11 protein-coding genes are annotated in these 14,611 nt (G+C 45.4%); 9 read left to right on the top strand and 2 right to left on the bottom strand.

The annotated features are described in order from the left end of the window. The first annotated feature begins 34 nt into the window (after nucleotides 1-34). The 6 genes from HMPREF0623_RS06175 to HMPREF0623_RS06150 are packed head-to-tail and all read left to right on the top strand — an operon-like array spanning nucleotide 35 to nucleotide 8,688. The gene (locus tag HMPREF0623_RS06175) at nucleotides 35-1,456 is read left to right on the top strand and encodes a glycoside-pentoside-hexuronide (GPH):cation symporter (protein ID WP_036671322.1); all 1,422 of its coding nucleotides are present in this window, start codon (nucleotides 35-37) and stop codon (nucleotides 1,454-1,456) included. A gap of 21 nt (nucleotides 1,457-1,477) precedes the next feature. After that, nucleotides 1,478-3,031: a tagaturonate epimerase family protein gene (locus HMPREF0623_RS06170; protein ID WP_004166356.1), complete on the top strand. Its 1,554-nt coding sequence runs from the start codon at nucleotides 1,478-1,480 to the stop codon at nucleotides 3,029-3,031. A gap of 23 nt (nucleotides 3,032-3,054) precedes the next feature. Continuing rightward, a complete protein-coding gene (uxaC, locus tag HMPREF0623_RS06165; protein ID WP_002832595.1) occupies nucleotides 3,055-4,473 on the top strand; it encodes a glucuronate isomerase in 1,419 nt (472 codons plus the stop codon). Nucleotides 4,474-4,497: 24 nt separating this feature from the next. After that, nucleotides 4,498-6,117, top strand: a complete 1,620-nt coding sequence (locus tag HMPREF0623_RS06160; RefSeq protein ID WP_002829408.1) for a mannitol dehydrogenase family protein — start codon at nucleotides 4,498-4,500, stop codon at nucleotides 6,115-6,117. Nucleotides 6,118-6,134: 17 nt separating this feature from the next. Further along, on the top strand, nucleotides 6,135-7,124 hold the full coding sequence (locus HMPREF0623_RS06155; RefSeq protein ID WP_004166355.1) for a D-isomer specific 2-hydroxyacid dehydrogenase family protein: 990 nt from the start codon (nucleotides 6,135-6,137) through the stop codon (nucleotides 7,122-7,124). A gap of 19 nt (nucleotides 7,125-7,143) precedes the next feature. Beyond that, nucleotides 7,144-8,688: a gluconokinase gene (locus HMPREF0623_RS06150; protein ID WP_004166354.1), complete on the top strand. Its 1,545-nt coding sequence runs from the start codon at nucleotides 7,144-7,146 to the stop codon at nucleotides 8,686-8,688. A gap of 246 nt (nucleotides 8,689-8,934) precedes the next feature. Here the strand turns inward: HMPREF0623_RS06150 and HMPREF0623_RS06145 are convergent, their stop codons facing one another. Continuing rightward, nucleotides 8,935-9,951, bottom strand: coding sequence for a LacI family DNA-binding transcriptional regulator (locus HMPREF0623_RS06145; RefSeq protein ID WP_004166353.1), 1,017 nt, complete (start codon nucleotides 9,949-9,951; stop codon nucleotides 8,935-8,937). A gap of 173 nt (nucleotides 9,952-10,124) precedes the next feature. Between HMPREF0623_RS06145 and gnd the strand changes: the two genes are divergently transcribed. The 3 genes from gnd (at nucleotide 10,125) to HMPREF0623_RS06130 (ending at nucleotide 13,588) form a co-directional block, all read left to right on the top strand. Continuing rightward, the gene (gene gnd, locus HMPREF0623_RS06140; RefSeq protein ID WP_004166352.1) at nucleotides 10,125-11,024 is read left to right on the top strand and encodes a phosphogluconate dehydrogenase (NAD(+)-dependent, decarboxylating); all 900 of its coding nucleotides are present in this window, start codon (nucleotides 10,125-10,127) and stop codon (nucleotides 11,022-11,024) included. A gap of 350 nt (nucleotides 11,025-11,374) precedes the next feature. Further along, nucleotides 11,375-13,171, top strand: coding sequence for a toxin Cry1Ac domain D-VI-related protein (locus HMPREF0623_RS06135; protein WP_210726746.1), 1,797 nt, complete (start codon nucleotides 11,375-11,377; stop codon nucleotides 13,169-13,171). 231 nt (nucleotides 13,172-13,402) lie between these two features. Continuing rightward, the gene (locus HMPREF0623_RS06130; protein WP_004166350.1) at nucleotides 13,403-13,588 is read left to right on the top strand and encodes a hypothetical protein; all 186 of its coding nucleotides are present in this window, start codon (nucleotides 13,403-13,405) and stop codon (nucleotides 13,586-13,588) included. A gap of 54 nt (nucleotides 13,589-13,642) precedes the next feature. Here the strand turns inward: HMPREF0623_RS06130 and HMPREF0623_RS06125 are convergent, their stop codons facing one another. Continuing rightward, nucleotides 13,643-14,485 carry a methyltransferase domain-containing protein gene (locus HMPREF0623_RS06125; RefSeq protein WP_004166349.1) on the bottom strand — a complete coding sequence of 281 codons (843 nt, stop codon included), beginning with the start codon at nucleotides 14,483-14,485 and terminating at the stop codon, nucleotides 13,643-13,645. Nucleotides 14,486-14,611 lie beyond the last annotated feature (126 nt).

Genomic DNA, 14,611 nt, shown 5'->3' with positions numbered 1-14,611 from the left:
TTTTGGAAGACAACTAATTACGGAGGTAAAAAATATGGCGGACAGTGTACATTCAAGCGCGCCGGACCACGAGGTTTTACTCAACGACTCCACCAAGCGAATCCCTAAATCACAGCAAATTGCTTACGGATTTGGTGACATGGGGAACGGCTTCATGTTTGACCTTGGGCAAGCTTATTTAACTAAGTTTTGGATCGATGGAACCGGCATTGCGGCCGGAGTCGTCGGGGCAATTTTTGCGTTTACTAAGATTTTTGACGCGGTGATGGATCCCATCGTGGGTGCGGCAATTGACAACCGTAAGCGTGGTAAGCACGGTAAATTCCGGCCGATCATGATGGGATCGGCAGTAATTTTAGCAATTATGACGGTGGTCACCTTTACCATGCCAAGCGGGTTAACCATGACGCAAAAGATCACCTATGCTTTAGTAACGTACATGATTTGGGGCGTCTTTTACTCCCTAACTAACGACCCCTATGGATCGCTAGCTTCGGTAATGAGCCGGAACTTGGAGGACCGGAGTTTCATGTCCACCACTCGGCAAATTGGTTCGGTAGCGGCCCAATTAATTGCTGGGGTGGCTTTTATCCCATTAATGCAATTGACTAGCGGTGGTCACCCGCTACACGGCTATACCATTTCCGCTGCCATCTTTGGCGTAATGGGGGTACTGGGTTTCTTAGTATGCTTCTTGGGCACGCGCGAAAACCTGCATATCAAACGCGACGAGGATGCCAAAAAGGAAGGCATGAAGGACTACTTTAAGGTGGTTTTTACTAACGGACCGTTGGGCGCGTTAGTTTTAATGACGCTGTTTACGATTTCGGCAATGAACACTAATAACCAAATGATGGTCTTTTACGCACAGTACAACCTGGGCAACATCGGTTTGCAACCAGTAATTAACTTCATCATGATGGGCAGTTCGGTTGCCGGGGTCTTCATGGTTCCGTACTTAACCAAACATTTCGGGCAAAAGAAAACTGCCATCGTGAGCTTATTTATCGGGGCAGTGGCTAACGCAATCAATTTCTTCTTGCCGACGAATTTGTACACCTTCATCCTATTCGTGACGATTGGTTACGTAGCGTTAGCGATCCCGAACGGAATTACTTGGGCAATGGTTTCTAACGTCATCGATTATGGTGAATGGCATAGTGGAACCCGTAAAGAAGGAATTACGTACGCCGCGTTTAACTTCTCACGGAAAATCGCCCAATCAATTGCGGCGTTAGTTTCTTCGGGATTGTTGGCAATTACCGGTTACGTGGCTAACCACACGCAAACTGGTTCTGCGCTCAACGGAATCAAGATTGCGATGACTTTATATCCGGCAATTTGTTTGGCACTGGCTGGGGTGATTTTACTGTTCTTGTTTAAGTTGGATGACGATAAGTTTAACCGGATTTCTAATGACCTAGACCATGGCCGTTGGGAAAAGGGCACTTTGTAATTTAAGAAAGAGGTAATTGGAATGGCTTTAGAAAATTTACTATTGGATGTTAAAAAATTGATTGAAAATCCGGATGCGGACGTTGACGAGGGAATTTACCGCCCTTCAGTACAAATTGACCGGCGCAACGTTTACTTTATCTATCGTGAAGGAATTAAGAAGAGCCTGATAGTTTACGAAGATGCCCGCAAAGCTCGCGATTTCCAAGCTGACGAGACCTTAGTTGATGACGACTACGTTTTATTGAAGGGCCCGCTGAACTTCTTCAATAACCAAGCACTGGCAAAACGGTTTGCCTGGATTAAACCGTCTTCCCGGCACGGTCACAAATACACGCTTGGCTTAGGCGACCGGCTCGGAATTGCGTCTAACGCCCATTTGAAATTGTTAAAGGGTCGCGGCATTTTCCCCGTCCTCGCCCAACAATCAATTCGGGAACTGTTATTGAGTAACCGGACCTTCACCGACGTAATTGAAGCAGCATCGTGGTCAGTTTTTGAAGAAGGCTACCGCGACGGCTGGGGTGCAGATGGCGACCATGTTAAAAATGCGTACGAAATTGACTACGCGGTACGTTCGGGCGCAACGATGATTACTTTAGACCTCACCGAAAAGACCCATACCGAATACTTAGCTTATTCAGATGAAGACTTGGACGCGAAGTATAACGAATTAGCCCCTGAAATTCGCGAAAAATTTGAAAAGAAGTACCTCAACCACCGCTTTGAGTTAGGCAACGGCGACGTGGTCGAATTTAGCCCACGGGACTTGAAGGAAGCGGTGTTGGCCTTTAACGAAGGCGTCCTCTTCGCAGAATGGGTCAACGAAAAATTTGTTAAACCATACGCTTTGGATTTTGAAGTTTCGGTTGACGAGACGCCGGTTTCTACAACTCCGGCACAACACTACTTCTTTGCCAACGAATTGGCCGATGCCGGAATCACTCTCGAAACCTTGGCTCCCCGTTTCTACGGGGAATTCCAAAAGGCGATCGACTACATTGGCGACCTTGACCGGTTTGAAAAAGACTTTGGCGAACACGAAGCGATTGCCGAGAAGTTTGGCTACAAACTTAGCGTACATTCCGGATCCGATAAACTTTCGGCCTATCCAGTAATTGCGCGCTTAGCTAACCAGCACGGTTGGCACGTTAAGACGGCGGGAACCAACTGGCTTGAGGCGCTCCGGGTGGTTGCTCACGAAGATCCCCAATTCATGCTGGAACTTTACAAGTTTAGCTATGACAACCTCGATGACGTAAAGGACTTCTACGTCTTCAATGCGCAAACCGATGGCAAGGCGCCCAAACCTGAAGACCTCACCGAAAAAGACGTCAACATGCTGCTCGTGGATGACGACGCACGGCAAGTTTTGCACACGATGTACGGTTCGATCCTCGGGTACACCGAGAACTACCAATATGTATACCGGGACCGTTTGTTTGATATTTTGCTTCACCACGCTGACGAATACGACAAGTACTTGAGCTTGCACATGGCGGAACACGTTGACCTATTACAAGGAATCGAAACCACGAAACAAGCTGTTTTAGATAAATACGAACCCCAAGACTAAATCAATAAAGGAAGGTAGCAGTCATGAAATTACTTGATAAAGACTTTTTGCTGGAAAACGAAATGGCGAAGACCCTTTTCCACGATTACGCAGAAAAGATGCCGATTATTGATTATCACTGTCATTTAAGCCCCCAAGCAATTTACGAAAATAAAAACTATCCCAACATTAGCCGAATCTGGCTAAACGAAGGCACCTACGGAGACCACTACAAGTGGCGCTTAATGCGGGCCAACGGGGTTAGCGAGGATTTAATTACCGGCGACGGTGACGAATACCAAAAATTTCTGGCATGGGCGGATACCATTGAACATGCGTATGGTAACCCACTTTACGAATGGACCCACTTGGAATTACGGCGGTTCTTTGGCATCGATGAACCACTTACCGTTAAATCCGCTCCCCAAATTTGGGAGAAGGCCAACCAATTATTAGCGACCGATGATTTCAAGCCCCGCAACTTGATTAAAAATTCCAACGTTAAGCTAGTAGCGACAACTGACGATCCGGCTTCGGATTTGCACTATCACAAACTTTTGCAAGACGAAGAAGCGGAATCCGGCTTCAAGACGGTTCCCGCAATGCGGCCGGATAAACTAATGCAGATTGAAAAACCTGGATTTGGCGAATATTTGCAAACCCTCGCAAAGGCCGCTGGGGTAACCATCAATTCCTTCCAAGATTTGGCGAAGGCGTTACGGCAGCGTTTTGAATTCTTTAAGGACATGGGAAGCCGTTTATCCGACCACTCGTTGCCATCCTACCACTTTGTGGAGCTATCTGAAGCAGAACTAGACCAGATTTTAACCAAGGCGGCCGATGGAGCAACTTTGACAGAACGTGAACGCGACGGTTATACAACCGCGTTGTTAGAAGTTTTAATGAAACTCAACAACGAATTTGACTGGGTAATGCAATTCCACATCAATTCGTTGCGGGACGCCAACAAACCAATGTACGAAAAATTAGGTCCGGATACCGGTTTTGACTCAATGGGGACTCAGCCAGACATCGTCGACGGCATTCAAAAATTAATGACCAAGATGTCGGCAGAGGGCGTGGTTCCTAAGATGATTTTCTACTCCCTTAACCCAAACGATTGGATGGAATTGGCAACGCTCATGCAATCCTTCCAAGGGCAAACCAAACAACGGATTCAACTTGGAGCGGCCTGGTGGTTTAACGACACTGCCGAAGGGATGGACGAACAGCTCCGGGTCTTTGCCCAACAAAGTCTTTTACCAAACTTCGTCGGGATGTTGACCGATTCCCGGAGTTTCTTATCATATCCGCGGCATGAATACTTCCGGCGGGTATTGTGCAACTTCTTTGGCCGCTTGGTAGCGCAGGGCCGGGTTCCTGACGATGCCGAGATTTTGGGCAAGGTAGTTCAAAACATTGCTTATAACAACGCACACGAATACTTTGGTTTCTTCGATTAAATCAATTTGAGGTGAAAAATAGAAATGGTTAAGCTATCTGATAATTACATTACCCACCGGGCCGAGTTTGAAAAGGCCGGAATTAAGGTTCCCACTTACGACCACGATGCCGTTGCGCAAAAAGGGGTCACCCAACCCCGTTGGATTCACTTCGGAGGAGGCAACCTTTTCCGGGCGTTTCACGCGGCTATTGCGGATGAGTTGATTGAACAAGGGGAGTTAGACGCTGGTTTATTAGTAGTCGATACCTTTAGTAAGGAAGTTGTTGAAAGGGTTTACCACGATAATCACAACCAAGTCTTGCGGGTCGTTACCAAAGCGGATGGCACGTTGGAATCCGCGGTCTTTGGTTCGGTTGCAGACGCAGTTTTTGATTCTGCAGAGGCGCCTAGCCAAGAATTACGCAAAGCATTTGAAAACCAGTCGTTGCAACTAGTTACGTTTTCAATTACTGAAAAGGGCTATGCATTAACGGATGGGGAAGGTAACTTAACCGCTAGCGTGGCAGAGGACGTCGCGGCGGGTCCTGAAAATCCGGTAAATAACATTGCCCGCCTTACTAGTTTACTTTACGACCGCTTCAATCACGGCCAGCTACCGTTGGCATTACTAAGTACCGACAACTTTTCTCAAAATGGGGACCGGTTGAAGAAGTCGGTCTTAACGATTGCTAAAGGCTGGGCGGCGAATCAGTTGGTCGAAGACGAATTCTTAGATTATTTGCAAAACCCGGACAAGGTTAGTTTCCCATTGTCCATGATCGATCGGATCACCCCGAACCCTGCCAAAGCAGTAGGGGAAAGCTTAGAGGCCCAGGGCGTGGAAAATATGACCCCGTTTAAAGCCTCGTACGGCGCAATGCTAGCTTCCTTTGCTAACACGGAAGAAGCTCATTACTTGGTAGTCGAAGACGCCTTTCCAAACGGTCGTCCGGCACTTGAAAAGGCTGGGGTGATCGTGACGGACCGGGCGACGGTTAACGATGTTGATGAAATGAAGGTTACAACCTGCTTGAACCCGTTGCACACAGCCTTAGCAATTTTTGGTTCATTGCTGGATTATCACTCGATTTCCGAAGAAATGAAGAATGCCGACTTGGTGGACTTAATTAAGCAAATTGGTTACGTGGAAGGTTTGCCAGTGGTGAAGGATCCGAAGGTAATTAACCCGAAAGCCTTCATTGACGAAGTGGTTGAAAAACGGCTGCCTAATCCATACATTCCCGACACTCCGCAACGCATTGCGACCGACACATCGCAAAAAATGGCGGTGCGCTATGGCGTAACTATTCAACACTATTTGGCAGATCCAACGTTGAAGGTTACCGACTTGAAATTTATCCCGTTAACGATCGCCGCGTGGCTACGTTATCTATTAGCGCTTGATGATAAGGGGCAGGCGTTTGAACCTAGTCCAGATCCGTTAATGGACTACCTAAAAGAACAGCTTCAGGGAATTCAACTAGGTGAAAATGCAAACCTCCAAGCCCAAATCAAACCGATTTTGGCTAACCAGAAGCTATTCGGCGTGGACCTGGTAGAATCTGGTTTGGCAGAACTAATTGAAGCCGACCTAGCGGAAATGCTACAGGGACCGGGCGCGGTTGCACAAACCCTACATCAAAAATTAAATCAAGTAAATTAAACAGAGGAGAATGAGAAATGGCAAAATATCGGATTGCGGTCGTCAACTCAAGTAGTTTTGGACAAGTTTTCAAAGAACATTGGCAAGCCCTCGAAAAGATTGGGGAAGTTAAACGGTTTATGCTGCCGACGGATATCGATGGTAAATCATTGGCAGAAAAGCTACAGGGTTTCAACGTGGTGGTCGCTAGCGTAACCCCAAATTTCAATCAGGAATTCTTTGATAATAAGGATGAACTATTGTTAATTTCACGTCATGGAATTGGCTATAACAACGTTGATTTAGCAGCAGCGAAGGCGCACGGCACGAAGGTCACCATCGTTTCCCCATTGGTAGAACGAAATGCCGTCGCGGAAAATGCATTGGCAAACCTGATGGCGCTGGTTCGGCAGGCGGTTCCGGCTGGGGATGCAATTAAGGCCGACCATTATGAAGACCGGGCCCGTTTTATGGGTAATCAATTCTCCGGCAAAACTTTCGGTGTAATTGGCGCCGGAAACATTGGTAGCCGGGTAGCGGAACTATTTGGGATTTTTGGCGGACCCGTTTTAATTAACGACCCCGACCCGAAGGCTCCCGAAGGTTGGCTAGAAAACAATAACGTACAAAGGGTGAGCCTAGATGAACTTTTGGAACGGGCCGACTACATTTCGTTGAACGCCTCCTTGAACGATGACGATTATCACCTAATTGACGCAGCCGCTTTAAAGAAGGTCAAAAAGGGCGTTTACTTTGTTAACCACGCGCGGGGTGCGCTGATTGACGAAAATGCCATGTTAGCCGCGGTAGAAGCGGGTCAAGTTGGTGGTTACGCAGCCGACACCATGGAAGTTGAACCAGTGCGGGCGGATCATCCGTTCTTGAAGAACGAACACTTTTTGATTACGCCGCACACCTCTGCTTACACTTACGAATGCTTGCACGGGATGGGTGAAAAATGCGTATCCGATGTGCAAAACATCGTCAACGAACGCCCATTGGTACGGGAATTAACGGCAAAACTTTAATTGAAGGGTAGTATTAATCATGAAATATATCATTGGAATGGATATTGGAACCACCAGTACGAAGGCGGTACTGTTTGACCTAAAGGGTCGGATTGTGCAAGTTGCCCACCAACTTTATCCAATCATTCGCGAAAATGTGGACTCCGCCGAGGAAGACCCGAACGTGATTTACGACGCGACGGTGGCCGTTTTACAGCAGGTTATCCAAGCCGCCCATTTTGACGCCGCGCAAGATCAGCTTTTGGCAATTTCGTTAAGTGCACAGCAACATTCCATCATGGGGGTTGATGACGAATTTAACCCGGTGACTAAACTCGCAATTTGGGCGGATAACCGGGCTGAAAAGTATGCCGACCAAGCCAAACGGGACGGTTCGGGACTGACACTGTACCAACGGACGGGCGTGCCCACCCACCCCATGGCGCCTTACTACAAATTACAATGGTATAAACATGAAGCACCCGCGCGGTTTAAACAAGCTAAGTACTGGCTAGGAATTAAATCGTACATTATTTGGAAATACTTTGGTCAATTTTTGGAAGAGCAACCGATGGCGGCGGCCACGGGATTATTTAACACCCGGGAAATGCAGTGGGACGTGGCAGCTCTGCAACAACTAGGATTGCAAGCCTCCCAATTACCTCAAGTGGTGGAAGCCACGCACCAGGTCCATGGTTTAAATCCGCAATTAGCAAAACAAATTGGGATCCCTGCGGAAACCCCGTTTGTAATGGGATCTTCGGATGGCGTGGCGACCACCATTGGGGTTGGCGCGGTGCGGAAGGGTCAGATCGCAATTGATATTGGAACTTCGGCCGCGGTACGGACCATGGTGGACGAGCCCCAATTTGATCCAAAAGGTCGGATTTACTGCTATCCAGTTTTACCGGGCAAATGGATTATTGGCGGGCCGATTAATAATGGTGGAGTAGTGCTTCGCTGGGCTCGCGACCAGTTTTTCAACGCCGAAAAAAGTACCGCGGAGCTCCTCAACCAAGATCCGTACGACCTGTTGACGAAGATTGCGGGCGAGGCACCGGCCGGGTCCAAAGGCTTGCTATTCCATCCTTTCCTAGGTGGTGAACGGGCCCCGATTTGGTCTGGAAATGCGCGGGGATCCTTCTTTGGATTGACGCAGACCCATACGCGAGCGCACATGTTGCGGGCCATTTTGGAAGGAATTGTCTATAATTTATTCACGGTTAACTTGGCGTTGGAAGAAGTCATGCCGAAAGGTGACCGACAAATTTTGGCGACCGGTGGCTTTGCGCATTCAGAATTATGGAAGCATATTTTGGCCGACGTATTTGAGGAACCGGTGAAGGTCCCTAAGTCGGTTGAGGGTGGCTGCATGGGTGCGATGGTAATCGCCCAAATCAGCTTAGGTTTGGCAAAGGATTTGACGAAGGTCGAAGACTTTTTGGTAAAGGATGCGGTAAATAAGTATGAACCAAACCCAGCAAACTTTAAGGCGTACCGTGATTTGATGCCAATCTATATTAGGTTGTCGAGAGAGTTGGCAGGTGAATACGATAGTATAGCGGAGTATCAGAGAACGCATTAGAGTGTGGAAGGCCTCGGGTAAAGATCGAGAATTAACAGAATAAGAGCACTGATCGCGGATTTGGCGATTAGTGCTCTTATTTGGTTAATCGGAGAGCTTTGAGGGCTGGAACACGTTTCAGCAAAACAGCAGGAGCGCAAGGGAATTAATCGCGAACTTTGCGATTGGTTCCCTTGATTTGGTTAACTGGAAGAAACAAAAAAATGCCGCCAATCGGTTTTAACCAAGTTGGCAGCATTTCTAATTTTATTTGCGCAACGATTCCCGGTAAATAATCGGCATTTTAAAGCATTTTTTAAACGGGATGTCGTCGTCGAGTTCATCGTTAGTTAGTAAATGTTTCAAAGTCGCAATCCCTAACGCGGTCATTTCGGTGATCGGGCTATGGACGGTAGTTAAGGATGGTGAAGTGTAGGTGGCAATGTCCATGTCATCAAATCCGGAAACACTGACCGGATGCTTTAGATTAGGATGCGTGTTGATCGCGCGAAGGGCCCCAATTGCCATGTCGTCATTTTCGATGAAAACGTAATCCGGAAAGTTAGGCCGTGCCAACAGTTCTTCCATTGCCCGGCAGCCACCCTTAGCGGTATATTCACCCTCGATTGGGGGATGGGCGAATAACTTGGTCGGGTGAGCTGCGTCCCATTCTTGAATTGCGGCAAAGTAACCCTGCGAACGTTCCTGCGTTGAAGCGTAATCCAGGGAGCCGCGAATTAAGGCTACATTACGGTGCCCAGCTTGTAGCGCGTGGGTGGTCATTTCGCGAGCCGCTGAATAATTGTCCAGCCAATAGTTATAAACGGGCTGAATTTGCGTTTTGCGGTTGAGCACCACGACGGGAATTTTCATTTGAACTAAATTATTAATGAATTCTTCGTCCTTCACGGATTGACTAACCACCACTACGCCGTCGAAAAAGCTAAGGCGGTCATGGTCGTTAATGGAATTGATTGAGAGGACGTAATTTTCGGGTAACTGTTCCCGGATATTTAAAATAATGCTGGTTAAAAAGAGCCCCGAAGTCCCGTTTTGTAGATCGGTAAAAAACAGGCCGATCGTGTAGGTCCGTCCTTGGTTAAGTCCGCGTGCGTTTTGGTTGGGGACGTAGCCTAGTTGATGGGCGGCCTCCACAATTTTCCGTCGGGTAGTTTCCTTCACCTTAGGACTCCCGTTTAACGCCCGAGAAACGGTGGTGTGTGAAATACCAAGGTGACTGGCAATATCAATAATCGTGGTCCGTTTTGAAGAATTATTTGTCATAGGATGCTCCTTTTAAATTACTCAAGCGTAGCAGCTCCAATTATACAACAAAAATGAGAATTAATAATAATTCATGAAAACGGTTGTACAAAATGGGGACCGTGCTATAATTTAATTGTAAGGTTTCACGTGAACATTTGCAATTTAATCAAACATTAAGCGGGGTAACGATAATGGAAATCGGATTAGTTGGTTTGGGAAAAATGGGCATTAATTTAGCCCAAAACATGTTGCGTCACCAGCATAAAGTGGTCGGATTTGATTTGAATAACGCGTTAGTTGAAAAAGCGATCGGTTATGGAGCAACTGGAGCGGCTTCGTTAGCTGAAATGGTGCAAAAAATGACGGCTCCCCGGGTGGTCTGGGTAATGGTGCCGGCGAACAAGCCGACCGATGTAACAATTGCGCAGCTAGGCGACCTGCTAGAAGCGGGTGATTACCTAATCGACGGCGGAAACACCTTCTGGAAGGATAGTTTGCGGCATAACCGGCTGATTTCGGAAAAAGGGATCCATTATTTTGATGCTGGTTCGTCAGGTGGTTGGCGCGGAGCACTTAATGGCGGGAATTTCATGATTGGGGGCGATGACGCCGCAGCCTTTGAAACCATCCGCCCATTATTTGAAGATATTTCCCAGGAAGATGGTTATCTCTACACTGGTAAGGCTGGTTCAGGACACTACCTTAAAATGGTTCACAATGGCATTGAGTATGGGATGATGGCTGCAATTGGGGAAGGTTTTGAAGTATTGGAAGCCTCCCAGTTTGATTATGATAACGAAGCGGTCGCCAAATTGTGGAACCATGGCTCGGTAGTTCGGAGCTGGCTGATTGAACTTGCTCAGGACGCTTTCAGTAAGGATCCGCACCTAGCTGAAATTGCGGGACGAATGCATTCCAACGGCGAGGGTCAATGGACGGTGGAAGAAGCTATGGACCGCCACGTCCCTACCCCAGTAATTTATGCAGCGGTTGCGGAGCGTTATCGTTCGATGCAAGACGATACTTTCACCGGCAAGGTGGTGGCGGCTCTGCGAAATGAATTTGGCGGGCACGCAGTTGATAAAAAGTAGTTCCTCATGGTGAGATAATAGTTGAAGAATTTGCGTTTAGTTCAGCTAGTCAGCAACTTATTAACTTCTGCGACTAAGCGCTTTCTGAGTCTTATGAATTAAGCTTACTAAATATAACTAAGGCTTATTATAGGTAAATCATGATAATCAATACTTTATAAAGTGAATTTTTTCTTAATCTAAAATTTAGTGAAATTAGGGGTGGTAACGATTTAACGAGCGGAGCTACCCTTTTTTATTTACCGGCAGAAAAAATTTAAAAAAGTGTTGCCGAAAATCACTTTGTAGGGCATAATTGGTGTACACCATATACAGTGGTTAAAATAAAAATAAAAAGGGGTTTATTTATAATGAGGTATACCAAATATACAGTCTTAGCAATGTCCGCACTAACACTAGGAACTGTGGGTGCTAAAGTTACACATGCAGCACATACTAACCAGCATGCTGTATCGGCAGCTAACTCACAAGAGGCAAATGCTAAAAAAGCAACTGATGCAGTGCACGCCTTGTTTGCTAATAAAGAATACACCAAATTAGCAAGCGGAGTAACTAGTGCAAAGGTTGATGCAGCAGAAGCTTTAGTACATAAGTCCGTATTAACTTACAGAGATTCACAACTATTGTTAAGTTTGTGTAATAGTGCAAGGCACAAATTAAGTGATAGCTCGGATGATGCTTCTGCTATTAAAGCGGCCGAAAAGGTAGTTGACGCATTATTTACGGATCGGACCCACGCTAAGTTAGCAACGGGAGTTACTGCTGAAAAAATTGAAGCTGCCGTAAAAACAATCGAAAAAAATGTGCCGCATAGTAATAGTAATTACCAACGGCTTATGTCGTTATGTGATCGGGCAAAATCCTTCTCACGCGCATCTAATAACGACTCCAATACTAAAAACGATATCCAAAAAGCGACAGATGCTGTTAATGCATTGTTTGCAGATGGTAGTCATACTAAATTAGCGAAGGGCGTTACTACAGAAAAAATTGAAGCAGCTCAAAAATTAGTTGATAAAATTCCAACATCAAACCCTAACTACGTTGAGTTACGTAATTTATGCACCAAAGCTAAAAACTTGTTAAACACAGCAATTAAAAACGACGTTAAAGTAGCGACTAAGGCAGTTACTGCATTGTTTGCAGACAGTAGCCATACTAAATTAGCGAAGAATGTTACTGCGGAAAAAATTGAAGCAGCCCAAAAATTAGTTGATAAAATTCCAACTAACAACGAAAATTATCAAAGATTAAATGATCTTTGCCAAAAAGCTAAAAAGCTTCTTGCAGAAAATAATGACCCAGCGGTAAAAGAAGCGGAAAAAGCAGTTTTCGCACTCTTTTCAGATGAAGCACATACTAAATTAGCGAAGGGTGTTACTACTGAAAAAATCGAAGCAGCCCAAAAGTTAGTTGAAAAAAATGTGTCACAAAGTAATAACAATTATCAAATGTTAATGACCTTATGTCGTAAGGCAAAAAATTTGCTCGATAACGCTAATACCGAAGATAAAATCCGTGAAGCAGAGGAAGCGGTTTATGCGCTATTTGCTGATTCATCGCTAAGTAGTGTGGCAGATAGCACTAATAGTGCTAAAGTCGAGGCTGCGAAGGACTTGGTTGCAAAAAATGTAAGTGTAGCTAATCCTAACTTTAGTAGGCTGTGGAACCTATGTTTGAAAGCAGAACGTTTGCTAGAAGCATCAGGAACAATTCGTCCAGCAAGTAGTGAAGGCGAACAAGAAGCAATTGATGCAATTAAGGCGCTATTTAGTGATGACACATACACAAAATTATCTGACAAGGCTAACAGTGCAATGCTCAAAGAAGCTAACGCATTGTTTGTAAAATATGTTAAACCAGGTAACAGTAACTTCACGGTTCTATATAAGTTATACCAAAAAGCAGAGCGTTTGTTAGAAAGTTCAAATGATATTCGTCCAGCTGCAAGTAAAGAAGAACAAGCAGTGATTGATGCGGTTAACGCGCTTTTCACAGACGGTACCCATACCAAGTTGGCTGCAGAAGTAGACCGGGATAAGATAAACGAAGCCAAAAGTATGATTGCTAAGTACCTTACTTTTGACAACCGGAATACGATGATTCTTTACAATCTCTGTGCTAAAGCACTTGAACTATTAAATTAGTTTACGAAAAAATCCATTATCGTAACTGAGATTTTAATTATCACTAATGGATTAACATATAAAATATCAAGAAACAGTTTCAACAATTGTCATTTGGTTGAAACTGTTTTTATATATGGGATTCTATTCTATATTAGTTTACGGGATGTATATAATTGTGCTCAAAGAGTATAATTTAACTGGGTATATTAATTAGTGAATAGCGTATTATCTCGAAAGGAGAGTGATGATTTGCGTAAATGGATTACGCGTGGCGATTTGGTAGCATTTGGGGGCACCGTGGTGACTATGTTTTTGGTTAGTAAGGTCGATTTTATGCACGTTCATGAAGGGTGGCAATTTTTGACAACGCTATTAACGTTTGTGGTTTTAGACTCTGTTTGCACGTGGTGGATCAATACTCCAACTGCTAAATAAAAACCCCAGTCGGTTTATGCAATGACTGAGGTTTGGTTGGTCGCAATTGAACGTTTAAAAATGATGTACCACGGCAATCTCAAACTCCGCGGTAATGGAATTTAATGGACGTTGGAGGAGCTGCTCCCGGTTTTCTTGTGCTTGCCAAGTTAAGGGCGTCATGTTGAACAAGGCCGTAAAAAGCGGTTGGTCAAGCAGAAATTCATACCTAATGGTCGAGAATTTCGCTTGGGGATAGTGTTCGATAAAGTGTTTCTTAACTGGCGTATTATTATAGGTAGCGTGTGGTCCTTCCGGATAAACTAAGTGACGAAGCTCCTGCAAATAATGGTTGCCGGGAATGACCTTAACCAGCACGCCGTCTGGGGCTAAGGTACGGTCAAACTCTTGGTAATTAGCGGGTGACAAAATGTTGACGATGGCGTCTAAACGATGGTCGGCAAATGGCAAACGAGCTAAGTCACCTACCATGAAGAGCGGTTGATTTTCCAGTGCCACCCCTGCGCTAGCAATGTTAATGGCTGGTTTGGAAATATCCAGGCCGACTAAGTTTCCCCTCGAATGGTCAGCAAGCCATTTGGTGGTGGTGCCTTCGCCACAGCCGGCATCTAAAATAAGACCGCCAGCAAGCAATTTCCGAACCTGTTCAAGCATCGGATCGAAAAAACCGGCCGTTAAGAATTGGTGGCGATAGCGTAGCATTTCGTCAGTATATTCGGTTTTGACGGGATGACTAAGGAAAAAGAGGTTTCCTTTTTTCGCCACGTTAAAAGTATGTTGATTTTCGCAAGCGACGGTACCAGTTTCCGCGGATGCAAAAGCTCCCTGGCAAACGGGACACTGAAATTGATTTAAATGTTGTTGGATAAATTGACTGGTTAATTCGATTTTGTTCAAAATATGACCTCGTTGTTCTCGTAATTAAGTTAATTCTACCACGGCTTTAAGGAAGGCCAATGGTATTTTAGAACAACTAAAATTGAAGAAAAATTGAATTGAACTTAAAGGTTGAATTAAAATATA

The organism is Pediococcus acidilactici DSM 20284 (assembly GCF_000146325.1).
GTDB lineage: Bacteria > Bacillota > Bacilli > Lactobacillales > Lactobacillaceae > Pediococcus > Pediococcus acidilactici.
Note: the sequence above shows the minus strand (reverse complement) of the source record. Positions and strands in the feature narration are given on the sequence as shown.